Source organism: Streptococcus sp. ELY_125, from assembly GCF_058314535.1.
The window spans coordinates 25480-49408 of record NZ_JBZFUM010000002.1 but is presented as its reverse complement, the minus strand read 5'-3'; the positions used below and the strand labels follow the sequence as shown (position 1 = coordinate 49408).

24 protein-coding genes are annotated in these 23929 nt (G+C 42.4%); 20 read left to right on the top strand and 4 right to left on the bottom strand.

Annotation, left to right across the window (positions count from 1 at the left end):
• Positions 1-9 precede the first annotated feature (9 nt).
• From macP to ileS, 10 genes are all read left to right on the top strand, one after another.
• Positions 10-285 (top strand): cell wall synthase accessory phosphoprotein MacP, encoded by a 276-nt coding sequence (macP, locus tag AC4HAL_RS01175; RefSeq protein ID WP_491092569.1) that lies wholly within the window; start codon positions 10-12, stop codon positions 283-285.
• An 8-nt stretch (positions 286-293) separates the two neighbouring features.
• Positions 294-986: a 5'-methylthioadenosine/adenosylhomocysteine nucleosidase gene (locus AC4HAL_RS01170; protein ID WP_491092568.1), complete on the top strand. Its 693-nt coding sequence runs from the start codon at positions 294-296 to the stop codon at positions 984-986.
• 460 nt (positions 987-1446) lie between these two features.
• A complete protein-coding gene (gene ftsA / locus AC4HAL_RS01165) occupies positions 1447-2838 on the top strand; it encodes a cell division protein FtsA (protein ID WP_491092567.1) in 1392 nt (463 codons plus the stop codon).
• 19 nt (positions 2839-2857) lie between these two features.
• Complete coding sequence (ftsZ, locus tag AC4HAL_RS01160) at positions 2858-4156, top strand: cell division protein FtsZ (RefSeq protein ID WP_447451575.1); 1299 nt, start codon at positions 2858-2860, stop codon at positions 4154-4156.
• Positions 4157-4162: 6 nt separating this feature from the next.
• Positions 4163-4837 (top strand): YggS family pyridoxal phosphate-dependent enzyme, encoded by a 675-nt coding sequence (locus AC4HAL_RS01155; protein ID WP_491092693.1) that lies wholly within the window; start codon positions 4163-4165, stop codon positions 4835-4837.
• Positions 4838-4845: 8 nt separating this feature from the next.
• On the top strand, positions 4846-5442 hold the full coding sequence (locus AC4HAL_RS01150; protein ID WP_491092566.1) for a cell division protein SepF: 597 nt from the start codon (positions 4846-4848) through the stop codon (positions 5440-5442).
• A gap of 2 nt (positions 5443-5444) precedes the next feature.
• The gene (locus AC4HAL_RS01145) at positions 5445-5705 is read left to right on the top strand and encodes a YggT family protein (protein WP_447451573.1); all 261 of its coding nucleotides are present in this window, start codon (positions 5445-5447) and stop codon (positions 5703-5705) included.
• Positions 5705-6490 carry a YlmH family RNA-binding protein gene (locus tag AC4HAL_RS01140; RefSeq protein ID WP_491092565.1) on the top strand — a complete coding sequence of 262 codons (786 nt, stop codon included), beginning with the start codon at positions 5705-5707 and terminating at the stop codon, positions 6488-6490. Before AC4HAL_RS01145 ends, AC4HAL_RS01140 begins: the two co-directional genes overlap by 1 nt.
• Positions 6491-6697: 207 nt before the next feature.
• Complete coding sequence (locus AC4HAL_RS01135; RefSeq protein WP_447451571.1) at positions 6698-7567, top strand: DivIVA domain-containing protein; 870 nt, start codon at positions 6698-6700, stop codon at positions 7565-7567.
• A gap of 342 nt (positions 7568-7909) precedes the next feature.
• A complete protein-coding gene (ileS, locus tag AC4HAL_RS01130; RefSeq protein ID WP_491092564.1) occupies positions 7910-10705 on the top strand; it encodes an isoleucine--tRNA ligase in 2796 nt (931 codons plus the stop codon).
• Positions 10706-10806: 101 nt separating this feature from the next.
• On the opposite strand, the gene AC4HAL_RS01125 is transcribed toward ileS, so the two are convergent.
• The 3 genes from AC4HAL_RS01125 to AC4HAL_RS01115 form a co-directional block, all read right to left on the bottom strand.
• The gene (locus AC4HAL_RS01125; protein WP_447451569.1) at positions 10807-11109 is read right to left on the bottom strand and encodes a DUF1827 family protein; all 303 of its coding nucleotides are present in this window, start codon (positions 11107-11109) and stop codon (positions 10807-10809) included.
• Between the two features lie 68 nt (positions 11110-11177).
• Complete coding sequence (locus AC4HAL_RS01120) at positions 11178-11627, bottom strand: NUDIX hydrolase (protein WP_447451568.1); 450 nt, start codon at positions 11625-11627, stop codon at positions 11178-11180.
• Between the two features lie 88 nt (positions 11628-11715).
• Entirely contained in the window at positions 11716-13995 is a 2280-nt protein-coding gene (locus tag AC4HAL_RS01115; protein WP_491092562.1) for an ATP-dependent Clp protease ATP-binding subunit, read from the bottom strand.
• Positions 13996-14219: 224 nt separating this feature from the next.
• On the opposite strand from AC4HAL_RS01115, the gene argF reads away from it, so the two are divergent.
• Both argF and AC4HAL_RS01105 read left to right on the top strand, forming a co-directional pair.
• Positions 14220-15194, top strand: a complete 975-nt coding sequence (argF, locus tag AC4HAL_RS01110) for an ornithine carbamoyltransferase (protein ID WP_491092561.1) — start codon at positions 14220-14222, stop codon at positions 15192-15194.
• A 152-nt stretch (positions 15195-15346) separates the two neighbouring features.
• Positions 15347-15577 carry a DUF1797 family protein gene (locus AC4HAL_RS01105; protein ID WP_447451565.1) on the top strand — a complete coding sequence of 77 codons (231 nt, stop codon included), beginning with the start codon at positions 15347-15349 and terminating at the stop codon, positions 15575-15577.
• Between the two features lie 100 nt (positions 15578-15677).
• On the opposite strand, the gene AC4HAL_RS01100 is transcribed toward AC4HAL_RS01105, so the two are convergent.
• Positions 15678-16628, bottom strand: coding sequence for an IS30 family transposase (locus tag AC4HAL_RS01100; protein WP_491092560.1), 951 nt, complete (start codon positions 16626-16628; stop codon positions 15678-15680).
• Positions 16629-17153: 525 nt separating this feature from the next.
• Here AC4HAL_RS01100 and AC4HAL_RS01095 point away from each other — a divergent pair.
• The 8 genes from AC4HAL_RS01095 to AC4HAL_RS01060 all read left to right on the top strand — a co-directional run bounded on the left by AC4HAL_RS01095 (position 17154) and on the right by AC4HAL_RS01060 (position 23929).
• Positions 17154-17843: an amino acid ABC transporter permease gene (locus AC4HAL_RS01095; RefSeq protein WP_447451564.1), complete on the top strand. Its 690-nt coding sequence runs from the start codon at positions 17154-17156 to the stop codon at positions 17841-17843.
• On the top strand, positions 17843-18577 hold the full coding sequence (locus AC4HAL_RS01090) for an amino acid ABC transporter ATP-binding protein (RefSeq protein ID WP_447451563.1): 735 nt from the start codon (positions 17843-17845) through the stop codon (positions 18575-18577). Before AC4HAL_RS01095 ends, AC4HAL_RS01090 begins: the two co-directional genes overlap by 1 nt.
• 461 nt (positions 18578-19038) lie before the next feature.
• On the top strand, positions 19039-19299 hold the full coding sequence (locus AC4HAL_RS01085; protein WP_491092559.1) for a hypothetical protein: 261 nt from the start codon (positions 19039-19041) through the stop codon (positions 19297-19299).
• A gap of 23 nt (positions 19300-19322) precedes the next feature.
• Positions 19323-19787 carry a ferrous iron transport protein A gene (locus tag AC4HAL_RS01080; protein ID WP_491092557.1) on the top strand — a complete coding sequence of 155 codons (465 nt, stop codon included), beginning with the start codon at positions 19323-19325 and terminating at the stop codon, positions 19785-19787.
• A gap of 15 nt (positions 19788-19802) precedes the next feature.
• Positions 19803-21956 carry a ferrous iron transport protein B gene (feoB, locus tag AC4HAL_RS01075; protein WP_491092692.1) on the top strand — a complete coding sequence of 718 codons (2154 nt, stop codon included), beginning with the start codon at positions 19803-19805 and terminating at the stop codon, positions 21954-21956.
• A gap of 16 nt (positions 21957-21972) precedes the next feature.
• Positions 21973-22131 carry a FeoB-associated Cys-rich membrane protein gene (locus AC4HAL_RS01070; protein WP_491092556.1) on the top strand — a complete coding sequence of 53 codons (159 nt, stop codon included), beginning with the start codon at positions 21973-21975 and terminating at the stop codon, positions 22129-22131.
• Positions 22132-22226: 95 nt separating this feature from the next.
• The gene (locus AC4HAL_RS01065; RefSeq protein ID WP_491092555.1) at positions 22227-23084 is read left to right on the top strand and encodes a bifunctional methylenetetrahydrofolate dehydrogenase/methenyltetrahydrofolate cyclohydrolase; all 858 of its coding nucleotides are present in this window, start codon (positions 22227-22229) and stop codon (positions 23082-23084) included.
• Complete coding sequence (locus AC4HAL_RS01060; RefSeq protein ID WP_491092554.1) at positions 23081-23929, top strand: NAD(P)H-hydrate dehydratase; 849 nt, start codon at positions 23081-23083, stop codon at positions 23927-23929. Before AC4HAL_RS01065 ends, AC4HAL_RS01060 begins: the two co-directional genes overlap by 4 nt.

Sequence of the window (23929 nt, the reverse complement as noted above, 5' to 3'; positions counted from 1 at the left end):
AATCTGCTTATGGGACGGCCCTTGTTAACAGATGAAATGATTAAGCGTGCCAATCGTGGTGAAAGCCTTGATGATGAGTATGTTGATGGTCAAGATACTCAAGTTTTCACAGATTTGGGAGATGGTTATATTGAAGAATGGGATGGTGATTCTCGCTATACTACCTATAAAAGCCGCCGTATTGAAAATGCTAAGCGCGGCGCCTTCCAGTCGAAGTTAAACAAGATTTTGCTTATTGTTCTTATTCTTTTAGCTATCCTTGTTTACGCCATTTTTAAACTCTGAGGAATATCATGAAAATTGGAATTATTGCTGCTATGGAGCAGGAGCTAGAGCTTCTGGTGGAGAAACTTAAACATAAAGAGCAAGAAAAGGTCTTATCGAGTACCTACTATACTGGTAGTCTCGGTCAGCATGATGTTGTTTTAGTCCAGTCAGGTGTGGGTAAGGTGATGTCAGCTATGGCTGTTGCTATTTTAGCAGATCACTTCGCCGTTGATGCGGTTATTAATACTGGTTCGGCTGGTGCGGTAGCAACAGGACTTAATATCGGTGATGTTGTTGTTGCTGATCGTTTGGCCTATCACGATGTAGACCTGACCGCCTTCGGTTACGACTACGGTCAGATGTCTCAGCAGCCTCTTTACTTTGAGAGCGATGCAGAGTTTGTTGCAACCTTCGAGCGGGTCTTAAGGTATCACCACCGGAGTAGTCAGGTGGGGCTAATTACAACCAGTGATAGCTTTATTGCTGGACAAGATAAGATTGAGGCAATTAAATCTCAATTTCCTGATACCTTGGCGGTAGAGATGGAAGGGGCAGCGGTGGCTCAAGCAGCTCACGCTGCGGGCAAGCCCTTCATTGTTATCCGCGCGATGAGTGATACAGCAGCCCACGATGCCAATATCACCTTTGATGAGTTTATTGTTCAAGCAGGTCAAGACTCAGCAGCCGTATTGCTCGATTTCTTAAAGGTGCTCGATTAATTCTTCAGAAAATGCTTTTTAGAATATACCGGCAGATATAACTGCAGAAAAGAAGCTTTCTTTTTCGGGTCCCTGTACTAGCTGTAATGGCTGACGAAAAACTAACAGTTTGAGAGGATCTTTTGATCTTCTTTTATTTTTTTATTCTTTGAAAATCAAAATGGTAGACTGTTGATTTCATTTTACCGTATTTCAGGACACAAGCAGAACTTAAATTGTTTCCACTCTCAATACCCCTCAGATAATTTAAGCTATCTACCGCTTTTTACCTAGCTTGATTTTGATTTTTTTGGGTATTATAACTATCCATGACAAGAAATTAAGATTATATAACAAAAAATTGAAAATCAGCACATTTTCGGATTTTTTATGATATAATACCTTCTGAATAACTCTGCCTAAATGAGGTTAGGGTCATTAGATAAGTAAATAAGAACGGAAAGTTAGAGAGGTCGAGTGAATGGCTAGAAATGGCTTTTTTACAGGTTTGGATATAGGAACAAGCTCGATTAAAGTATTGGTTGCCGAATGGGTTGACGGCCAGATGAATGTCATCGGTGTCAGTAACGTACCAAGTTCGGGTGTGAAAGACGGGATTATTGTTGATATTGAAGCCGCTGCTAATGCTATCAAAGAAGGTATTGAGCAGGCAGAGGAAAAAGCAGGAATCAGCATTGACAAGGTTAATGTCGGCTTACCGGCAAACCTACTACAAATTGAGCCTACCCAAGGTATGATTCCAGTTATTACTGAATCAAAAGAGATTAAAGATGAAGATATAGAGCGTGTAGTGCAGTCAGCCCTGACTAAGAGCATTACACCGGAACGTGAGGTTATTTCGCTGGTTCCGGAAGAATTTATCGTCGATGGCTTCCAAGGAATTCGTGATCCGCGTGGCATGATGGGAATCCGCTTAGAGATGCGCGGCTTGATTTACACAGGTCCAAGCACCATTTTGCACAATCTTCGCACAACAGTTGAACGTGCTGGTGTTTCTGTGGAAACGATTATTATTACCCCGCTGTCTTTAGCCAAGTCTGTCCTAAATGAAGGGGAACGTGAGTTCGGTGCTACAGTGATTGACATGGGGGGTGGCCAAACGACGGTTGCCTCTATGAGAGCACAAGAGCTACAGTACACCAATATCTATCCAGAGGGCGGAGATTTTGTCACTAAGGATATTTCTAAGGTACTGCAAACCTCTATTCAAACAGCTGAAGCTCTCAAGTTTAATTTTGGGACTGCTAACCTAGCCGAAGCTAGTAATAAAGAAACAGCTCAAGTTGAGTGTGTTGGCAGTGATGAGCCGGTTGAAGTGACTGAGCGCTATCTAGCTGAGATTATCACAGCACGTGTTCGCCATATTTTTGACCGTGTAAAACAAGATTTAGAACGTGGGCGACTGCTTGACCTACCAGGCGGTATCGTTTTGGTTGGTGGTGCAGCGATGTTACCAGGTGTCGTTGAGCTGGCTCAAGAAATGTTTGGTACCCAAGTTAAGTTGCATATTCCAAATCAAGTTGGAATTCGCAACCCTATGTTTGCCAATGTTATCAGTTTGGTAGAATATGTCGGTATTATGAGCGAAGTTGACATTATTGCTCAAGGTGCAGTGCTTGGTGAAGAAATGCTGAGACGTAAACCAGTTGTTCCTGTGACGCCCAATGTAGCGCCTCAAACGGTTCAGCCCCAGCCAGCACCCGCTGCCCAGCCGCAACAGCCACAGGCCCCTGCAGGTAATTTCGCAGTTCCTGATCCAGTTCAAGAACAGTCTGCACCGCAGCAGGAGAGTAAGCCAAAGCCTAAAATGGCTGACCGTGTTCGCGGTATCTTTGGCAGCATGTTTGATTAATTTTAAGTGAGGAAGTAAAATGGCATTTTCATTCGATGCTGCATCTGTTCAAGGTGCAGTCATTAAAGTTATAGGTGTCGGTGGTGGCGGTGGAAACGCCATTAACCGTATGATTGAAGAGGGTGTTGCAGGTGTTGAATTTATCGCCGCCAACACTGATATTCAGGCTTTGAGTTCATCAAAAGCAGAAACTGTTATTCAGCTTGGTCCTAAATTAACTCGTGGTCTCGGTGCTGGAGGACAGCCAGAAGTTGGTCGCAAGGCTGCTGAAGAAAGTGAAGAAGTCCTTAACGATGCCTTGCAAGGGGCTGATATGGTCTTCATTACTGCTGGAATGGGCGGTGGTTCTGGTACAGGTGCTGCACCGGTCATTGCCCGTATTGCTAAGGGAATCGGTGCGCTAACCGTAGCCGTTGTTACCCGCCCCTTTGGATTTGAAGGAAATAAACGTGGTAATTTTGCTATCGAGGGTATCAATGAACTGCGTGAGCAAGTTGACACTCTCTTAATTATCTCCAATAATAATCTGCTTGAAATCGTTGATAAAAAGACGCCCCTGCTGGAAGCGCTCAGTGAAGCGGATAATGTGCTTCGTCAAGGGGTTCAAGGGATCACAGATTTGATCACTAGTCCTGGTTTGATTAATCTTGACTTTGCTGATGTTAAGACTGTTATGGCAAACAAAGGTAACGCTTTGATGGGGATCGGTATTGGTTCCGGTGAAGAGCGGATTATTGAAGCCTCTCGCAAGGCCATCTACTCACCATTACTGGAAACAACTATCGATGGAGCAGAAGATGTCATTGTCAACGTTACCGGTGGTTTGGACATGACCTTGACCGAAGCAGAAGAGGCTTCTGAAATTGTTAGCCAAGCAGCCGGTCAGGGTGTTAATATCTGGCTTGGTACGGCTATTGATGAAAGCATGAAGGATGAAATTCGTGTGACAGTCGTTGCTACTGGTGTCCGTCCGGATAAGGTTGAAAAAGTGTCAGGCGTATCGCAGCAGCGAGTTTTCCGCCAAGGCAGCGCTAATCCGGCAGAACCAAGTAGCCCGAGCGGTGGTTTTGAACGCCGCCCATCGAATTTTGAGTTCGATATGGCTGAGCGTCGTGAAATGCCTCAGGCGGCACCGCGTCAGCCCCAGCCTAACCACCAAAGCTCAGCCTTTGGTGACTGGGATCTGCGTCGTGACAACATCAGTCGCCCGACAGAAAATGAACTGGATAGTCAGCTTGATGTTTCTTCATTCTCAGCATCTGATGTTGATACTGGTGATGATGAACTTGAGACACCACCATTCTTCAAAAATCGTTAAGCAATGATGGATTTGCAAGCAAACAAGAATGCGGTTTACGAGCAAGTAGCACAAGCTTGTCATGATGCACAGCGTTCTGCCAGTGATGTGTCAATCCTTGCTGTGACTAAGTATGTTGACAGTGAGACCGCTGGACGCTTAGTGGAACTTGGAGTTAACCACATTGCTGAGAATCGGGTTGACAAATTTCTTGATAAATATCAGAGTCTAAAGGGCAAAGATGTCACTTGGCATCTGATTGGTACCTTGCAAAGGCGCAAGGTTAGAGACATCATTAATTTGGTCGACTATTTTCATGCCTTAGACTCAGTGAAACTTGCCGCAGAGATTCAAAAGCGTGCGGAGCATCCCATCAAGTGTTTCTTACAAGTGAATGTATCGGGTGAGCCCAGTAAACATGGCTTTAATCCGGAAGAAGTACAAGAAACTGTCGAACAGCTAGCTGAGTTTGACAGGATTGAGCTTGTTGGTTTGATGACCATGGCACCCATTGATGCTAGTCCAGAAGAATTAGATAGTATATTTAGACAGACAAATGAGTTGAGACAAGTTCTCAAGGAGAGAAAGATAAAGAATATGCCTTTCGATGATTTGAGCATGGGGATGAGCAGGGACTTCCCAATCGCTATCCGCAACGGTTCAACATTTGTCCGAATCGGAACATCATTCTTTAAAGAATAGGAGAGAATATGGCTATAAAAGACAGATTAGATAAACTCGTTTCCTACTTTGATACGGATGATGCTAGCGAAGTAGAAGAAACTCAAGAGGAGGCGCCGCAGGGGCCTCGCCCTGTGCGTTCACCTCAGCAGCAGCAATCACCGCGTCCGCAACAGTCAGCGGCTCAGCCTCAGCAAACTCGACCGCAGCGTGAACGCCCAGTTCAGTCGCAACCGCGTTCGCAGACTCAAGCGCAAACTCGACCAGCACAGGAGGATAATGTTAGAACGATGTCACGCCCTGCTGATGTATCCATTCCGGCTGCAGGTGGAACTACAATTGCTTTGAAATTCCCTAGAAAATATGAGGATGCTCAAGAAATTGTGGATTTACTTATCAAGCACGAATGTGTCTTAATTGATTTTCAATATATGTTAGAAGCACAAGCCCGCCGCTGTTTGGACTTTATTGACGGTGCAAGCCGTGTCCTCTACGGTAGTTTGCAAAAAGTTGGTTCGTCCATGTATCTACTGACTCCTAAAGATGTTGTTGTAGATACCGAAGAGATGAATCTTGCTAATGCTAGTCAAGAGGTCTCTTTTGACTATGATATGAAACGCCGTTAACAATGATTTTTATTATTATAGTTTGTCATCGCTTGATTGAGTTCCTAAGTCTCGTCTTGGTTATTTACGCCCTACTATCGTGGTTTCCAGGGGCGCGAGAGTCACAACTAGGGCGGATTTTAGATAGTTTTGTTGAACCGATTCTGAGACCTTTTCGGCGCTTACCACTACAGTTCGCCGGTCTTGATTTTACAATTGTAGTTGTACTCTTTCTCTTGCAGCTACTGGATCGGCTTATAGCACAACTGATACTCTTCGTGTAATGGCAGAAAGTGATATTTACCAGCATTTCCGCAAGGAAGAAAGAACTTTTATTGATAAGATATTCGACTTGGCCAAAAGGGTTGAGGATACTTACGTTTTTCAAGTGACGGATTTTCTTGACCCTAGGCAAGTTCAGATCGCTCGCAGTGTTCTGGGGCAGATAGGTATAGCTTACTTTGTATCTAGTGATATATATCCGACTGAGTATGCTAAGATTATCTTAGCACCCGATTATTATCAGTTGGATTTAAAAGACTTCAATCTAGCGCTCTTAGAGATAAGTTATAATACCAAATTTAACTATCTGACCCATTCTCAAATTATGGGAAGTTTTATCCATAAACTAGGTATCCAGAGGACCGTTTTTGGTGATATTATCTTAGCTGATGGTTGCGCTCAAATTATTGTTAACCGTTCTATGCTTGGTTACTTTATGATGGTCAAAAAAATTGGCAAAGCGGCAGTAACCATTAAGGAAGTGGATTTTTCACAATTATTGAACAGGGAGCATAAGGTCAAAGAACTTGATATCTTAGTATCTAGTATGAGGCTTGATAAGGTGCTTGCGTCAGTCTTTAAATTATCTCGTGCTCAAGCTACTAAGCTCATTGAGCAAGAGAAGGTTAAGTTAAATTATGGTGTTATAACAAGACCAGCAGAATTGTTGGAATTGGGAGATTTGGTCAGTGTACGAGGCTTTGGCCGCTTTGAGCTTGACCATGATAATGGCTTGTCCAAGAATCAAAAGTATAAGCTGTCTATCAAAAAATACGCCAATAAATAAGGGGATTAGCTTGCTTCGACTTCCTGGCAAGGGAGACGAAAAGGGTTAGAAAACAGGAAAAGGATAGAAGGCGGTACTTGCAAGTTTGCCCAGAGCTCGCTTGTTTGGGAGATAAGCCTGCTTGGCTTAGTTTGGCCGTCGAGTTTTATAGGATAACAGCTTATATTTTTATGTAGGCAAAAATTAAAAATAAATAAGGAGGGTGACATGGCAATTACAGCACTCGATATTAAAGACAAAACTTTCCACACTAAATTTCGCGGTTACAATGAACGTGAGGTTGATGCCTTTCTCGACGATATCGTTGATGGCTTTGAGGAATTAACTCATAAAAATCGTGAATTAGACACAAAACTGAAAAACCTTGAAGAAAAATTAGTTTACTTTGAAGAAATGAAGGAATCCCTGAGTCAATCTGTTATCTTGGCTCAGGAAACTGCTGAAAAAGTTAAATTCTCAGCAAATACACAGGCGACAAACCTACTCAGTAAAGCGAACTATGATGCCAATCAACTGATTGATGAGGCTAAAACACGTGCTAATAAGATTTTGCGCGATGCAACTGATGAAGCCAAGGCTGTTGCTATTGAGACAGAAGCTTTGAAACGTCAAAGTCGAGTTTTCCACCAACGCTTGCTTAGCACCATCGAAGGTCAGTTGAATATGATCAATTCGCAAGAATGGAATGACCTCTTGCAACCGACAGCAGTTTACCTACAAAATTCAGATGAAGCCTTCAAGGAAGTTGTAGAAAAAGTTTTAGATGACAATCAAGTCTTAACGAGTGCTGGCACAACGGTGCAGACAGCTGCAGATTCTGACTCTGCTGATGATGCAACTCGTCAATTTACAGAATCAGAAATGGCTGAATTGCAACGCCGTGTTGAAGAGAGTAACCGTATCCTTGAAGAAACACAAAAATTAGATTTGGGAGAAATTTCAGCCGCTATTGATGCAGCTGATGATAATAACTCGAAAACGGATCTGAATAGTCCAATTCAGGATACATCCGAAATGTCAGCTAGTGAGTTAGCTGGTGGTGAGGCTCAAACCTTTAAATTAAATATTCAAGACTAATGAAAATACAATAAGGCGCTTATATTTCCAGCGAGCAGGTGTCGGTGCAAGTCCTGTATTCCCTAACCGTTCTTGTTATCATTTCACAGTTTTTCTGCCCCAATAAAATTAGTAAGGCAGAAGGTTGATAACCTTATCATCGCAAGAGGGACTGGATGCTTTTATCCAGTCCAAAGTAAGGTGGTACCACGAGCTCTCGTCCTTTGCGATGAGGGCTTTTTATTTTATAATATCTTACTTAAAATGTTTTAAGGGATTTCTTGATAGATAAGGCAAGCCTATGCTCAAAGGATCCTGGCTGCTATCTACTTTTGTTAGTGTATCATTTTAGAAGGAGTAATCATGAAACTAAAAGAAACTTTGAATCTTGGGAAAACCGCTTTTCCTATGCGAGCAGGTCTTCCTAATAAGGAACCTCAGTGGCAGGCAGCTTGGTTGGAAGCTGATGTTTACGGGAAACGTCAAGCCTTAAATGCCAATAAACCGGCCTTTTTCCTCCACGACGGCCCGCCCTATGCTAATGGTAATATCCATGTTGGACATGCTATGAACCATATTTCTAAAGACATTATCATCCGCGCTAAGTCTATGATGGGTTTTCGTGCTCCCTATAATCCAGGTTGGGATACGCATGGACTGCCTATCGAGCAAGTTTTAGCCAAAAAGGGTGTTAAACGTAAGGAGCTAGACCGTGCTGAATATCTAAAGATGTGTCGTGATTATGCCCTTTCCCAAGTGGATAAACAGCGTGAGGATTTTAAACGCCTCGGAATGTCGGCCGATTGGGACAATCCCTATGTAACCTTGACGCCTGACTATGAAGCAGCTCAGATTCGTGTCTTCGGGGCTATGGCAGATAAGGGCTATATCTATCGTGGAGCCAAGCCAGTTTACTGGTCCTGGTCATCAGAATCAGCTCTGGCTGAAGCTGAGATTGAGTATCATGATCTCGTTTCTACCTCACTCTTTTATGCCAATAAAGTCACCGACGGTAAGGGAATTTTGGATACTGACACCTATATCGTTGTTTGGACAACAACACCATTTACAATCACAGCTTCTCGCGGTTTGACAGTCGGGGCTGACTTTGTATATGCGACTGTCAAAGTTGTTGGTGATGATCGTAAATTTATCGTAGCTGAAGAATTACTCCCAAGTTTGGCGGACAAATTTGGCTGGGAAGCTTATGAAGTCATTGAGCGTCACGATGGTTCAGAATTGGAATATATCAAAACCGCCCATCCGTGGGATAGCCATGTTGAAGAACTTGTCATGGTTGGAGACCACGTTACACTGGATTCCGGTACAGGAATTGTCCACACGGCTCCTGGCTTTGGTGAAGATGACTATAATGTCGGTATTAAATATGGACTCGAAGTTTCTGTAACAGTTGATAGTCGCGGTATCATGACGCAAGAAGCAGGGGATGACTTCCAAGGTCAATTCTATGACAAGGTCCTGCCAACTGTCCTTGAAAAGTTAGGTGATCTTCTTCTTGCACAAGAAGAGATCACTCACTCCTATCCATTTGACTGGCGGACTAAGAAGCCGATCATCTGGCGGGCTGTTCCCCAATGGTTTGCTTCTGTTTCTAAATTCCGTCAAGAAATTCTTGATGAGATTGAAAAAACGGAATTTAATCCATCATGGGGGAAAACGCGCCTCTACAATATGATCCGCGACCGTGGTGATTGGGTTATTTCGCGTCAGCGCGCTTGGGGTGTTCCCCTCCCAATCTTCTATGCAGAAGATGGTACAGCTATCATGACTAAGGATGTGACAGATCATGTGGCTGACCTCTTTGCTGAATATGGTTCAGTCATCTGGTGGGAGTGGTCTGCTAAAGCTCTTTTGCCAGAAAGCTATACCCACCCAGGTTCACCAAATGGTGAATTTACCAAAGAAACGGATATCATGGATGTCTGGTTCGACTCTGGATCCTCTTGGAATGGCGTCATGAACCAGCGTGAAGGTCTCGGTTATCCAGCTGATCTTTATTTGGAAGGATCTGACCAGTATCGTGGTTGGTTCAATTCATCCTTGATTACCTCAGTTGCGGTTAACGGCCATGCGCCTTACAAAGCTATCTTATCACAAGGGTTCGTACTTGATGGTAAAGGTGAAAAGATGTCTAAATCACTTGGTAACACTATCCTTCCGAGTGATGTTGAAAAGCAATTCGGCGCTGAAATCCTACGCCTCTGGGTAACAACTGTAGATACCAGCAATGATGTTCGTATTTCTATGGATATTTTGAAGCAGGCCTCCGAAAGCTATCGTAAGATTCGCAATACACTTCGCTTCTTGGTGGCGAATACATCTGACTTTAAAAAAGAGGATACGCTTGCTTATGAGGAACTTCGCCCGGTTGATCAATATATGACTATCAAGTTCAACAATTTGGTTGCAACTATACGAGAGGCTTACAATCAATACGATTTTATGGCTGTTTATAAGGCAGTTAATAATTTCTTGACAGTTGATTTATCCGCCTTCTATCTTGATTTTGCTAAAGATGTGGTTTACATTGAGGCGGCCGATAGCAAGGTTCGCCGCCAGATGCAAACTGTCTTCTATGATATTTTAGTAAAAATCACCAAGCTATTGACGCCTATTCTTCCTCATACGTCTGAAGAAATTTGGTCCTATCTGGACCAAGAAGTAGAGGAGTTTGTTCAATTGACTGATATGCCGGAAGCGCAAACCTTTGCTGATCAGGAACGCATTCTTGATACGTGGGAAGCCTTCATGATCTTCCGTACCCAGGCGCAAAAGGCCTTGGAAGAAGCTCGTAATGAGAAAATCATTGGTAAGTCTCTGGAAGCTCACTTGACAATCTATGCTGACGGAGAAACAAAGAGTCTTCTTGAGGACCTTCAAAGCGATATCGCTCAGCTTCTAATTGTTTCACAATTAACAGTGACTGACCAAGCAGCACCAGCTGATGCTGTCAGCTTTGATGGTGTGGCCTTCAGTGTTGAACACGCTGCAGGTGATGTGTGTGATCGTTGTCGCCGTACAGATAAAACCACTAAGGAGCGCTCTTATGGCGTAACCATTTGTGACCACTGTGCAGAAATTGTCGAAAACAATTTCCCAGAAGCTGTCGCCCAAGGTTTTGAAGTGAAAGCAAAATAACTATTTTGGTTTATAAACATTAAAATCTTGAGATCTATCATCTCAAGATTTTTTATTTAGTAGAAAAACCCTCAGTTCTCATAAGAGCTGAGGGCATATGCTTATATAGTAGTGGGAATTGAGATTTCAATCAACTTTTCTGTATGACTCGATTTGATTTGATCGGGAATAACGATATCCGGATTAATTTTGCGCTTGAAGAAGAACTCACGGATCTTCTCAATTTCTTCATCTTTAATAGCACGATGACGATTTGAAATCAAGAGCTCATAATGACCAGGTGCTTTAGAAAAAATAACATCACTGTTGCCGGCCGAATACACCTCAACTAACTTAGCGTCAGTATTGCGCAGCTGGTTGCGAACAAGATCAGGATGGCTACTTGTAGTATTGATAAGTCTCATGACTATCCTCCTTAAGGGATTTGCATATTACCATTATAGCACGATTTTATTAAAATGGCGGTGCTTGATTATTTTTTATAAACCCTTTTCCACTGCTCAACCCCCCATTTATGGCTTCCTCGCTTAAGCTTACTGACTGCTTCATCAATTGAAAACCAAGCTAGATTATTAAAATCTTCTAAGGGTTTGCCTGTATCTACAAAGTCTGTAACTTCATAGATGTAGGCCGGATTATAAAAATAAGTGTCTCGATGACTGGAATAGAAGTATTCATCAGCCTGGCCGTAATAAGTTCCGAACCGAGCTGTAAAGCCTAGCTCTTCAATCAATTCACGGCTGAGAGCCTGAAGATGGTCTTCACCCTCTTCAATTTCACCCCCCGGTAAAAACCAAGCGCCGTTAGGAGCTTGCACCAAGATAATTTTTGTCTGGTTTGGATTAGGTATGACAGCATAGACACCGTAACGGCTAACGTAGTCTTTACCAGTAATTTTTTCTCCATAAGTAGGGTTAGTCATTCTATTGCCTCGTCTCTAATTAGTTTATACTGATTATACCAAGAAAACGGCCTGAAAACATTTCAGACCGTTTAAGTTTTACAATGATTTATTCTGCAAGGGAAGCTTCTTCCTTAAGGGGGGAATCTTCATCCTTCTTAGCCCCCTTGATAGTGATTTTACCATTAGAAGTCATGACAGCCTTGAAATGCTTTTCATTTGGATTATCGAGATAAAAATCGGTAATCGCATCTTCAATATGCTCCTGAATGGTACGACGCAAAGGTCTCGCCCCCATCTTAGGATCATAGCCAAGATCAACTAATTTTTCTTTAACCTTAGCTGTGACATCAAGATGGAGTCCATTGGTAGCTAGACGATTATTAACATCTTCCAGCATCAAATCAACAATCGTCAGTAAGTTTTCCTTACTGAGGGCTTGGAATTCAACGATACCATCGAAACGGTTCATAAATTCTGGACTAAAGAAGTTACCCAACTCTCCCAGAACGGAATTAGTACGACCCTCACGAGCCGCTCCAAACCCGACTGAAGCTTCCACTTTACCAGTACCAGCATTTGAAGTCATGATGATAATAGTATCTTTGAAGCTGACTGTACGGCCTTGACCGTCTGTCAGACGACCATCATCCAGCACCTGCAAGAACATATGCATGACATCTGGGTGAGCTTTTTCGACTTCGTCTAAAAGGATAAGCGAATAAGGATTGCGGCGAACTTGTTCAGTTAATTGACCAGCTTCTTCGTAGCCAACGTATCCTGGAGGAGCTCCAACTAGCTTAGCTACGGCATGTTTTTCCATATATTCAGACATGTCGAAACGGATCATACTGTCGGCAGAACCAAAGAGTTCAATCGCCAACTGTTTGGACAGCTCAGTCTTACCAACGCCGGTTGGGCCGACAAAAAGGAAACTACCAATAGGACGATTCGGAGCTCCCAGACCGACACGGTTACGGCGAATGGCTTTGGTAATCTTATCAACAGCAGCATCTTGACCGATAACATGAGATTTCAAATCATCTGCTAGGTTGACCAACTGAGATTGCTCTTTTTCTTTCAAATCACCGACAGGAATATTGGTCTTTTCTTCCACAATTGCTTCGATATGCTTTTCAGTGATAACCGGAATATCTTGATCCGATAATTGCTGAGCCTGCATTTCTTTATATTTAGCAATTTGATCGCGGAAATAGGCTGCTTTTTCAAAGTCTTCTTCACGTGTAGCCTGTGCCTTGAGATTTTCCGCCTCAACTAAACGCTTGTCGATATCCTTAGGATCGACAAAGTTGAGTGTTAAATTCATCTTGGAGCCGGCCTCATCCAAAAGGTCAATAGCCTTATCAGGCAAGAAGCGATCTTGGATGTAGCGGTTAGAAAGAACGGCAGCCGCTTCAATAGCGTCATCTGTGTACTTAACATGATGATAATCCTGATATTTAGGCTGAATACCGCGTAAAATCGTAATGGTCTCTTCAACAGACGGTTCGTCAACCTTAACTGGCTGCATCCGTCGTTCAAGTGCAGCATCTTTCTCAATGATTCGATATTCATTGAGCGTGGTAGCTCCGACTAGTTGCAGATCACCGCGGGCAAGAGCCGGTTTCAGGATATTGCCTGCATCCATACTGCCATCGGTTGTTCCTCCAGCCCCAACAATTTCATGGATTTCATCAATAAAGAGAATCACATCTTGGCGCTGACGGATTTCTTCCATCAACTTTTGCATGCGTTCTTCAAATTGCCCTCGGATACCTGTTCCTTGTACTAGACTGACAACATCCAAACGGATAACCTGTTTGTTTTGTAGTTTCTGAGGAACATTGCCATCGACAATTTTTTGAGCTAAGCCCTCGACGACAGCAGTCTTACCTACACCGGGTTCCCCGATCAAAACCGGATTGTTTTTTGTCCGACGGTTGAGGATTTCAATTACTCGCACGATCTCTTGGTCGCGCCCAATAACAGGATCAATATCACCGCGACGGGCAATGTCTGTGACGTTGATACCAAATTCCTCCAAGATTCCTTGAGGTTGCTGAGGTGCTTGGGGCTGCGGACGGCGTCTGCGGTTGTTGCCGCCTCCACTGTTGTTGCCATTTCCATTGCCGCCTGATCTACCAGCTTCTGTTTGAGGAGCGTTAGGCAGTTCTTGGTTAAAGGCGCGAAAATTGTTTAAATCACCAAAGAAATCATCAAAGAAAGAATCCATGGATTGGTTAGTGGGGTTACTATTGAGAATATTTTCTGGATCGGCTTTCATAATCTGGTAGCAGTTCTGGCAGAGATCAATCTGCTTTTGCTGCCCGTTGACATTTGTGTATAGATGTATGCTAGCATCGTTAAGTTGACAATTTTGACATAACATAGGATTACCTCCAATCTGACTGATTTGGCCTTATAGTCAATAAAGGTCAAATTCTATGATGTTATTATAACACTCATGACTTAGAAATCAAGTAAAAAGATTATAATTTTAGCAGAGGAAGAGTGAGAGTGCTAATTTTATAAAAATGAATAAAATACAGTTTATTCTTGACAAAAACGCAAAATATTATAGAATTATTGTATAAAAATACAAAAGGGGTAACCATGGCAAAATCATTTTTAAAAGAAATAGACTTCACAAAACAGGAACTGCTAGATTTAATTACCCAGTCTGCTAAGTTTAAGCAGCTCAAAAAGGATAAGGTTCCTCATAACTATCTAGAAGGACAAAATATTGCTCTCATTTTTGAAAAGACTTCTACTAGAACACGTTCAGCCTTTACAGTGGCAGGACAAGATTTGGGAATGAACATTACCTATCTAGGTGCTGGTGAAATCCAGCTGGGTAAAAAAGAATCAATTATTGATACAGCCAGAGTTCTCGGTTCTATGTTCGATGGCATCGAATATCGCGGATTCAGGCAGGAAGATATTGAGACCTTAGCCGTCTATGCCAACGTTCCAGTTTGGAACGGTTTGACAGACACCTGGCATCCTACCCAGATGATAGCGGACTTTTTGACTCTGACGGAGCACTTTGGCAGCCTTGATGGTTTGAGTATCGCCTACCTAGGAGATGGCCGCAATAATATGGCTAATTCCCTTCTGGTAACATCAGCCATTCTCGGTGTCAACTGTACCATTATTGCCCCCAAAGACTTACAGCCTAGTAAGGCTATCATTGATTTAGCACACCTGCACAATACAGGTGCTGTATTAAAAGTGACGGATGATGTGACAGACGTAAAAGGGGTCGATATGATTTATACGGATGTCTGGGTGTCTATGGGAGAAGAAGTCGATTTTAAGGACAGAATTGACTTGCTCCTGCCTTATCAGGTCAACAAAGAGCTGCTTGATTTGGCTGATAATCCTGATCTGATTGTTATGCACTGCTTGCCAGCTTTCCACGATACCAATACCGATATTGGTTATAGCATTTACGAGCAGTACGGCTATAGTGAATTAGAGATTACCGATGAAGTCTTCCAAAAGTACAGCTCGGTTATCTTCCAAGAGGCGGAAAATCGTATGCATGCTATCAAAGCAATTCTTTACCAATCCTACCAAGAGAATTAATAATGTAAAAATCACAGTGATTTCCGGCTTTTCATCTATCTCAATCTTTTACTTTATGGTAAAATAGGGATAGTTAAAAACATTATGATGCAAGAGTTCCTGAAATTCATACGATATTTTGCGGATTTGTATCTTAGTTAAGGAGAATCTACATGGAATCACATTTGGTGAGAATTATTGATCGTCTGAATTTGATGACGACAGATGGAGGCAACTTAAAGAGGAATTTTGAACGTGACGGCCTCGTTGTTGCAGAAGTTTCTTTTGCTAACGACCCCGAAAATGGCCCTGTTTTCACATTGCGTGATATTAAGGCGCGTGAAACCTACACCTTTGACAGCATTGACTTGATTGCTATGGAAATCTATGATCTGCTCTACTAATTAAAAACAAAATAGAAATTAAAAAGATAATTGAATTGATCTTCAGGAGTTGGATTTAAAATCTAACACCTCGGAGGTCTTTTTCTTATCTCTTAAATTGTCAAATTAAGTTGGACAGTTTCACCTGACTCAGAAAAACATGATAAGGGGTTTGATAATTTAAAGATTTTCTAGGAATTCTATTTCTCTTATCAGCTATAGCTGATAAGGTGTTTTGTGAAACACCTTTAAAATCCATCTGCTTAGGTAGTCCGTGTCTTCTTAACAGACCGTTAGAATGCTCATTAAGGCCTCGTTGCCCAGGACAACCAGGATTCGCAAAGAAGATATCAATATCATGTTGATTTGAAATGGATTTCCAGTTAGAAAATTCTTTTCCACAGTCAAATGTGATGGACTTGAACAGATGTTTGGGAAATCGGGAGAGCCAGCGATTGATTGAGCATTCAATATCACTAGCCTTTCTTCCTGCGGTTTGAAGCGTGATAATAGCTTTGGATTGTTTCTCAACTAATGTAATCACCGCACTCTTGTGATTCTTACCAACGATGGTATCACCCTCAAGATGACCAAACTCAGTGTCAAAGTCTGGATAAACTGTCGACCTTTCACGGATGTCTCTACGAAAAGCTTGCTTCCCTCGTGTTTCTTTTTTCCCATTGGGTTTGCGTTTTCCCTTCCAAGGGAGCTCTTGTTTGTCAAAGATCCCTCGGTCAGCTAAACGATAGAGAGTCCGCATCGAACAAGCAATAACATCAGCGTAAACGCCCTTGATGACATCTAAGCTCCAATCCCGTTTCAGATGATCATCAATGAGCTTTTTCTCAGGCTTTGATAATTGTGTTTGTCGACGGCCACAGCGCTTTTTATTCGTTTTGTACTGGTCATAGTATTCATAGGCTGAGTAACCTTCTTTTAGAAAGTGGATGACCTTGTAAATGGTTTGCTTAGATCTCCCTAGAGATTTTGCAATATCACCAACTTTCTTGTTTTCTTGGTAGTAAGCCTCTATCATTACGAGTTCGTTTGTGGTAAGATGGGTGTAGGTCATTTATGGTAGTTCCTCTCAGACAAATGTGGTGTTTATCTGAGCCTAACATAAATGGCTTTTTTCTGTCTAGCTTAATTTTACAAATTGGGTCTTTAAACTAGCCTTGCCTGCTGTTCAAATCCAAAAGCAGGGGCCTGTGTGTCCAGGATAAAATTTTTCGGCACCTATAATCTCTTATAATAGCTCTGTGCAGTGATCAGTTGGAAGCTCCGCGTTTCGGTTTTTAGTTCCCTATTTTATTAAGTCTGCTGGACTATTAAGGGAGTAAAATGGAGTCAACTTTACTGATCCCTAATCCTAGTTTTGCTGTGAATCTCTCACTCTACTAGCCAATATAGGCTTTCGATAGTCCGAATAATCTTTAATTCCTTTTTAATAGGGAGAACTAATTTTATAAACAGATATTGTATTATTATTCATTTTATGATAGAATTGGTTATAAAATTATTGATAAGCAGCTAAAATTTAAAACATATCTAGCTGGCCTTTAAGAATGGCTCAAAGCCGTATAATAGGAGTAAATCTGTGAATTTTGATTTTTCGTTTTTACCCAAATATTGGGGTTACTTTAACTATGGCGTGATTGTCACCATCATGATTTCTATCTGTGTCGTTTTATTTGGAACCATCTTGGGTGTTCTGGTGGCCCTTGCCAAACGCTCGCACATCAAGTTACTGAACTGGCTGGTTAGCTTTTATGTCTGGGTCTTTCGTGGAACACCTATGGTTGTTCAAATCATGATTGCCTTTCTTTGGATGGACTTTAAAAATGCACCGTCAATTGGTTTTGGTACGGTTGAGTTAGACTTTTCCCGCTTGATTCCAGGTATTATTATTCTGTCTTTAAATAGCGGTGCCTATATTTCAGAAATCGTTCGTGCTGGGATTGAAGCAGTTCCTAAAGGTCAGACCGAAGCGGCTTATTCGCTGGGAATTAAGCCAGCCAAGGCAATGCGTTACGTGGTGTTGCCTCAGGCTTTTAAAAATATCCTGCCTGCCTTGGGAAATGAATTTATCACCATTATTAAAGACAGTTCACTCTTGCAGACTATTGGTATCATGGAATTGTGGAACGGCGCCCAAACGGTCTTAGCGACAACCTATATTCCACTGGAACCCCTCTTGTTCGCTGCTTTCTACTATTTGGTGCTGACAACTATTTTGACAGCTGGACAAAAGTCACTTGAAAACCGTCTTGGGAAAGGACAAAAATAATGACAGATACATTGATTAGTATTAAAAATCTGCATAAATATTTTGGCAATAACGAAGTTCTCAAAGGAATAGATTTAGAAATTAAAAAAGGAGAAGTTGTTGCCATCATCGGTCCGTCGGGATCAGGGAAATCTACTTTCCTGCGTGCCATGAACCTGCTGGAAGTGCCGACTAAAGGAACGATCAGCTTTGAAGGTGTTGATATTACAGATAAAAGGAACGACGTTTTCAAGATGCGTGAGAAAATGGGAATGGTGTTCCAACAATTTAACCTCTTTCCTAATATGAATGTACTGGAAAATATTACTTTAGCACCAACGAAAATCAAAGGACAGTCTCGACCTCAGGCAGAAGAAAAAGCCTATGAATTACTGGACAAGGTTGGACTGAAAGATAAGGCCAAAGCCAATCCAACATCGTTATCAGGAGGTCAGCAGCAGCGGATTGCAATTGCACGCGGTTTAGCCATGGATCCAGATGTTCTCCTCTTTGATGAACCCACATCAGCTCTCGATCCCGAAATGGTTGGGGAAGTGCTCGCTGTTATCCAAGACTTGGCTAAGTCCGGTATGACCATGGTTATCGTCACCCACGAAATGGGATTTGCCAAAGAAGTCGCAGATCGTGTTATCTTTATGGATGGCGGTGTCATCGTAGAAGAAGGGAGTCCGCAGCAGGTTTTTGATCAAACAAAGGAAGAGCGGACCAAGGACTTCTTAGGTAAAGTCTTATGAGAGTTTAGTAAGTAGGAGAATAGAGAAGGAATCAATTTCCCTCGTCTTTCTATTTTACCGCTGGGATAAACAGAAAAAAGGCAAGTTCTTATAACGCGTTTGTATAAAGAGGCTGAGAATTTTTATCTTGGCTTTTTTTAATTGTATTAGTTACACAGCTGGTCGATGCTAGGCAAGTTTTCTTATCATATTTTGATTGTGACTTCTTTTTCTGAGGATTCATTATCAATGGAAAAAACGTATTATGCTCAATTTATAGTTGAAAAGTATTTTACAGTTTAAATCTGGAATAAGAACTGTTAAGAGCACCCTATTATAACCATTCTAATCTATTGAAAACAGGCGAATTTACAGCTTTTCTGTGCTATAATAAGGACAAATAAAACTAGTATTTATATTGGTTATTAAAGCACTCCAAAGACTCTGTGAAGCCGTTGTCTAAAAATTAGAAAGCTGCGATAATGGGAAAGGAAGAAATGATTACTGAGCAATTAGAGATTCTGGTTACCTTGCTTTCCTTTGGGTCTTTCATTGATGCCTTGCTTTGCGAGCTTAATTTCCAACTTCTGATCAGCTACTGGATAAGTAGAGCGGTTTTGCGACACGATATTTGGTTAGTTGATTTAACTAACCAAATGGTGTTAGCAAGAGGGGAGCCTATTAACCCTAGTACTTGGTCTTTGTTATCTGCGGAGCGCTTAGATAATAAGCTTCTGCCATAGCTTAATAAAAGGAGAACAAAACTGTGATTTTGCAAGAAGCTAAACTTAATATTCCTTACCAAATCATCAGTATTGACTTGCCTAAGGATAGTTTACGTCACCTATCTAATTTGGGACTCAAGGTTGGTACTCAGTTGGAACTGATCTCTAGGACTAAAAGCAGCGCTATTGTACTTTTAAAAGCTAACCGTCTAGCCTTTGATGCTTCAATTCTGAGTTGCATTGACGTAGCTGAAGTCCATGAGGACACCAGCATCTTGCCCTTATCAGAATTACAGGTTGGTGAGTCCGCTTATATTGCTAATATTTTTGCGCTTAATGAGGCCAAACGGCGCTTGATGGACATGGGGTTAACCAAGCATACAAAAGTTCATCTTCGAAAGGTAGCTCCTCTGGGGGATCCTATCGAACTTACTGTACGGGGTTACGAACTTACTCTTAGAAAATCAGAAGCTCAAATGATCAGTGTCGTTAGAATTAAAAATTAGAATGGCGGTGAGATGATGATAGAAGTAGCTTTAATTGGCAATCCTAATAGCGGTAAAACCAGCCTTTTCAACCTACTGACAGGAACTAGCCAGCGCGTTGGTAATTGGCCAGGGGTAACAGTTGAGCGAAAGAGCGGCCAAGTAAAACAGTTGCGGCAGGTTGCTGTTCAGGATTTGCCTGGAATTTATTCCATGTCTCCTTACAGTCCAGAAGAGAAAGTGGCGCGTGATTACCTCTTGAGCAACCAGCCCGATGCTATTCTAGATGTTGTTGATGCGACTAATTTGGAGCGCAACCTTTATTTAACGACTCAATTGATTGAAACTGGTATTCCTGTCACTATTGCCCTTAATATGAGTGATATTCTTAAGGGACAGAAGAAAACTATAGATCTGGAAAAACTGTCCTACCAGTTGGGAGTCCCTGTCATTGCGACCAGTGCCTTGAAGAATACGGGCGTGGATAAGGCTATTAAAAAAGCTTGTCAAACGACCAAAAGCACAGTTGAAACTGTGCAATACCCTACTTACGATGACAAGTTTGAAGCGGCTCTCGCTCAAATTGTGGACGTTTTAGGTCAGACGGTACCGGAGATGTCCAACCGATTTTATGCCATAAAGCTTTTTGAACGTGATCAGTTGGTTCAAGATGAACTTGATCTGTCTCCTTTTCAAAGGAAAGAAATCGATGAAATTATCAGGATCACAGAGGAAATCTTTACCGAAGATTCTGAGTCTCTGGTCGTCAATCAGCGCTATGCCTTTATTGAAAAAGTTAGCCAGATGGCCCAGAGTCAAAAGGATGATTTCAAGCTCTCTTTATCAGATAAAGTTGATAAGGTTATTACCAACCGAATTTTGGCCTTGCCGATTTTTGCTGCAGTGATGTTTTCGGTTTATTACCTATCTATCCAAACGGTAGGAACCATGGGGACTGACTGGGTCAATGATGTCCTTTTTGGTCAGTATGTCCCTGATGCTGTGGCAGCTATCTTACAAGATTTAAAAGTGGCTGATTGGCTTCAGTCGCTGATTATTGATGGCATTGTTGCCGGTATCGGAACGGTCTTAGGATTTTTACCGCAAATTTTTGTCCTCTTTGTTTGTTTAGGAATTTTAGAGGACATTGGTTATATGAGTCGAATCGCCTTTGTCATGGATCGCATTTTTAGACGATTTGGACTATCCGGTAAATCTTTTATTCCTATGCTAATTTCGACTGGCTGTGGCGTGCCGGGGATTATGGCGAGCCGAACCATTGAAAATGAACGGGATCGTCGTATTACCATCATGACAGCAACCTTTATGCCCTGTTCTGCTAAATTATCCATTATAGCTTTGATTGCTGGAGCCTTTTTCCCGCACAATCCTTGGATTGCACCGAGTGCCTACTTTATGGGGATGGTGGCCATTATTCTATCGGGAATAGCTCTCAAAAAAACCAGTATTCTGGGAGGCTATACCAGCCCCTTTATTATGGAGTTGCCAAGTTATCACCTGCCCAAGGTCAATGCTGTTCTGCGTTATGCTTTAGGAAAAGCAAAGAGCTTTGTCAAACGAGCTGGGACCATTATTTTTAGCCTGACAGTCTTAATTTGGTTTATGTCTTCCTATAATTTTGCCCTTCAGGCAGTCGAAACTGAGAATAGTATCTTGGCCGGCCTCGGTCGCTTATTGGCTTGGATTTTTACACCGTTGGGCTTTGGCAACTGGCGGGCGACTGTTGCAGCGATCACAGGACTGGCGGCCAAAGAAACGGTTGTCGCAACCTTTGGAATTCTCTATCACAATCCTAATGCTACAGAGACCAGTCACGCTCTGTGGACTAGTTTACGGGGAGACTACACAGCATTGGCAGCCTACTCTTTCTTAACTTTTAATCTCCTGTGTGCTCCTTGCTTTGCCGCTATTGGTGCTATCAAGCGGGAGATGGGCAATCTCAAATGGACCCTACTGGCTATAGGCTTTCAAACAGGATTAGCCTACTTGGTCAGCCTAATTATGTATCAGTTTGGCTTGGTTCTGCTATATGGAAAAGCGGTGACTTCCTGGACAGTCATAGCAGCTGTGTTTCTCGCTTTTATGAGTTACTTCATTCTAAGAAAACCGCGTCAAGTCAAGGAGACTGTTATCACCTTGGAATCTTTGCCGTTGGCACAAGAACAATAATCGAGGAGGTATTAAGATGTCAACAATTATCATTGCCAGTTTAATTGTCCTAGCAATGCTAGGCGGTATTAGGCACTATATCAAACAAAAAGGTTCCTGTGGTGATTGTGATTGTGCCTGTCCGATCAAGGATGAGATGCATAAAGTTGCTAAGACTAATCACCATTTATCTTAATTGAATAAGATAGGAGTACTGAAATAAGGCGTAGTTTACCTAGGCCTTTTTTGGTATAATAAAGAAAAGTACTTATTGATAGTAGGGAGAGAACAATGTCAGGAAAATTAATTGATGGTAGAGCCCTAGCTCAGAAAAAGCAAGCTGAGTTAGCCGATAAAGTTGTTCAGTTTAAGTCGGAACATGGCTTTGTGCCAGGCCTAGTTGTGATTCTTGTAGGGGATGATCCAGCTAGTCAAGTTTATGTACGTAATAAAGAACGGGCAGCTCTGGCAGCGGGATTTAGAAGTGAAACCCTTCGTTTGTCTGATGCCACTAGTGAGGAAGAGTTGCTCGAGTTAATCGCTAAATATAATCAAGATCCAGCTTATCACGGGATTCTGGTTCAGCTGCCCTTGCCCCATCATATCAATGATAAACGTGTGATTTTAGCTATTGACCCTCACAAGGATGTCGACGGGTTTCACCCTATGAATACAGGCCATTTATGGTCAGGTCGACCGTTGATGGTGCCTTGTACACCTGCTGGTATCATGGAAATGCTGCGCGAGTATGAAGTAGACCTAGAGGGTAAGACGGCAGTCATCGTCGGGCGTTCTAATATTGTTGGTAAACCTATGGCTCAGCTCCTCTTGGGTAAAAATGCTACAGTAACCCTTACTCATTCGCGAACCCGTCATTTGGCGGATGTTTGCAAACAGGCAGATATTTTGATTGTAGCTATAGGTCAGGGCCATTTTGTAACCAAGGATTTTGTCAAGGAAGGAGCAGTAGTTATTGATGTCGGGATGAATCGTGATGACGATGGTAAGCTCATCGGTGATGTGAAATTTGACGAAGTTGTAGAGCTAGCTAGCCTCATTACTCCCGTTCCAGGGGGTGTTGGTCCCATGACCATTACTATGCTTCTCGAACAAACTTATCAAGCAGCGCTAAGAAGTGTGACACTATGATTATTGATGACATATTAGCAAGGAAAATAATACAGCCCCGTCCCCTTAAGAGTCATAAGGGGACTTTTGGCCGTGTCCTCCTTATCGGCGGCCTCTACCCTTATGGCGGGGCTATCATAATGGCAGCCCTAGCAACTGTCAAGAGCGGAGCAGGTTTAGTCACAGTTGCAACTGATCAGACCAATATTTCTGCTTTACATGCCCATTTACCAGAAACTATGGCTTTTAATGTGACAGACAGAAAACGATTGACTCAACAAATTCAAGCTGCAGACCTTGTTTTAATAGGTCCAGGACTGGGTGATAGTGAGGCAGGCAAAGCAGCCTTAAGTGCTGTTCAAGCTGTTGCCCGCGCAAATCAGGTATTAGTAGTAGATGGTTCAGCGATCGATTTATTGGCCGAACAAAGTCCGATTAGTTGGCCTATCGGTAAGCTAATCCTAACGCCTCATCAAAAGGAATGGGAACGCTTGTCTGGTATCAGTATTTCGGAGCAAACAGTGGAGAATACACAGGCGGCCCTTACTCAATTTCCGCCAGCGACTATTCTCGTTGCAAAATCACACCAAACCAAGATTTTTGATCAAAAGGGGCATCTAGGCGAATTGCGCGTGGGCGGTCCCTATCAGGCAACTGGGGGTATGGGAGATACCTTAGCCGGCATGATTGCAGGTCTTGCTGCTCAGTTTAGAGACAATCTATTTGAGACTGTTGCAACTGCGGTTTATCTTCACTCAGCGATCGCAGATGATCTCTCTAAGGATAATTATGTCGTTCTCCCTACCGCCATCAGCAGGGAGCTGCCCAAGTGGATGAAAGAGATGAGTGGCAAGAAGCCCATTTAA

What these genes read in the sequence shown, in the direction of transcription:
- AC4HAL_RS01065 (WP_491092555.1), top strand. Translation starts at nt 22,227, where the DNA reads ATGTCAGGAAAATTAATTGATGGTAGAGCCCTAGCTCAGAAAAAGCAA.
- macP (WP_491092569.1), top strand. Translation starts at nt 10, where the DNA reads ATGGGACGGCCCTTGTTAACAGATGAAATGATTAAGCGTGCCAATCGT.
- ftsA (WP_491092567.1), top strand. Translation starts at nt 1,447, where the DNA reads ATGGCTAGAAATGGCTTTTTTACAGGTTTGGATATAGGAACAAGCTCG.
- AC4HAL_RS01105 (WP_447451565.1), top strand. Translation starts at nt 15,347, where the DNA reads ATGGAATCACATTTGGTGAGAATTATTGATCGTCTGAATTTGATGACG.
- AC4HAL_RS01115 (WP_491092562.1), bottom strand. Translation starts at nt 13,995, where the DNA reads ATGTTATGTCAAAATTGTCAACTTAACGATGCTAGCATACATCTATAC.
- AC4HAL_RS01120 (WP_447451568.1), bottom strand. Translation starts at nt 11,627, where the DNA reads ATGACTAACCCTACTTATGGAGAAAAAATTACTGGTAAAGACTACGTT.
- ileS (WP_491092564.1), top strand. Translation starts at nt 7,910, where the DNA reads ATGAAACTAAAAGAAACTTTGAATCTTGGGAAAACCGCTTTTCCTATG.
- ftsZ (WP_447451575.1), top strand. Translation starts at nt 2,858, where the DNA reads ATGGCATTTTCATTCGATGCTGCATCTGTTCAAGGTGCAGTCATTAAA.
- AC4HAL_RS01070 (WP_491092556.1), top strand. Translation starts at nt 21,973, where the DNA reads ATGTCAACAATTATCATTGCCAGTTTAATTGTCCTAGCAATGCTAGGC.
- AC4HAL_RS01090 (WP_447451563.1), top strand. Translation starts at nt 17,843, where the DNA reads ATGACAGATACATTGATTAGTATTAAAAATCTGCATAAATATTTTGGC.
- AC4HAL_RS01150 (WP_491092566.1), top strand. Translation starts at nt 4,846, where the DNA reads ATGGCTATAAAAGACAGATTAGATAAACTCGTTTCCTACTTTGATACG.
- AC4HAL_RS01060 (WP_491092554.1), top strand. Translation starts at nt 23,081, where the DNA reads ATGATTATTGATGACATATTAGCAAGGAAAATAATACAGCCCCGTCCC.
- AC4HAL_RS01125 (WP_447451569.1), bottom strand. Translation starts at nt 11,109, where the DNA reads ATGAGACTTATCAATACTACAAGTAGCCATCCTGATCTTGTTCGCAAC.
- AC4HAL_RS01145 (WP_447451573.1), top strand. Translation starts at nt 5,445, where the DNA reads ATGATTTTTATTATTATAGTTTGTCATCGCTTGATTGAGTTCCTAAGT.
- AC4HAL_RS01100 (WP_491092560.1), bottom strand. Translation starts at nt 16,628, where the DNA reads ATGACCTACACCCATCTTACCACAAACGAACTCGTAATGATAGAGGCT.
- AC4HAL_RS01155 (WP_491092693.1), top strand. Translation starts at nt 4,163, where the DNA reads ATGGATTTGCAAGCAAACAAGAATGCGGTTTACGAGCAAGTAGCACAA.
- AC4HAL_RS01170 (WP_491092568.1), top strand. Translation starts at nt 294, where the DNA reads ATGAAAATTGGAATTATTGCTGCTATGGAGCAGGAGCTAGAGCTTCTG.
- AC4HAL_RS01135 (WP_447451571.1), top strand. Translation starts at nt 6,698, where the DNA reads ATGGCAATTACAGCACTCGATATTAAAGACAAAACTTTCCACACTAAA.
- AC4HAL_RS01085 (WP_491092559.1), top strand. Translation starts at nt 19,039, where the DNA reads ATGGGAAAGGAAGAAATGATTACTGAGCAATTAGAGATTCTGGTTACC.
- AC4HAL_RS01140 (WP_491092565.1), top strand. Translation starts at nt 5,705, where the DNA reads ATGGCAGAAAGTGATATTTACCAGCATTTCCGCAAGGAAGAAAGAACT.
- feoB (WP_491092692.1), top strand. Translation starts at nt 19,803, where the DNA reads ATGATAGAAGTAGCTTTAATTGGCAATCCTAATAGCGGTAAAACCAGC.
- argF (WP_491092561.1), top strand. Translation starts at nt 14,220, where the DNA reads ATGGCAAAATCATTTTTAAAAGAAATAGACTTCACAAAACAGGAACTG.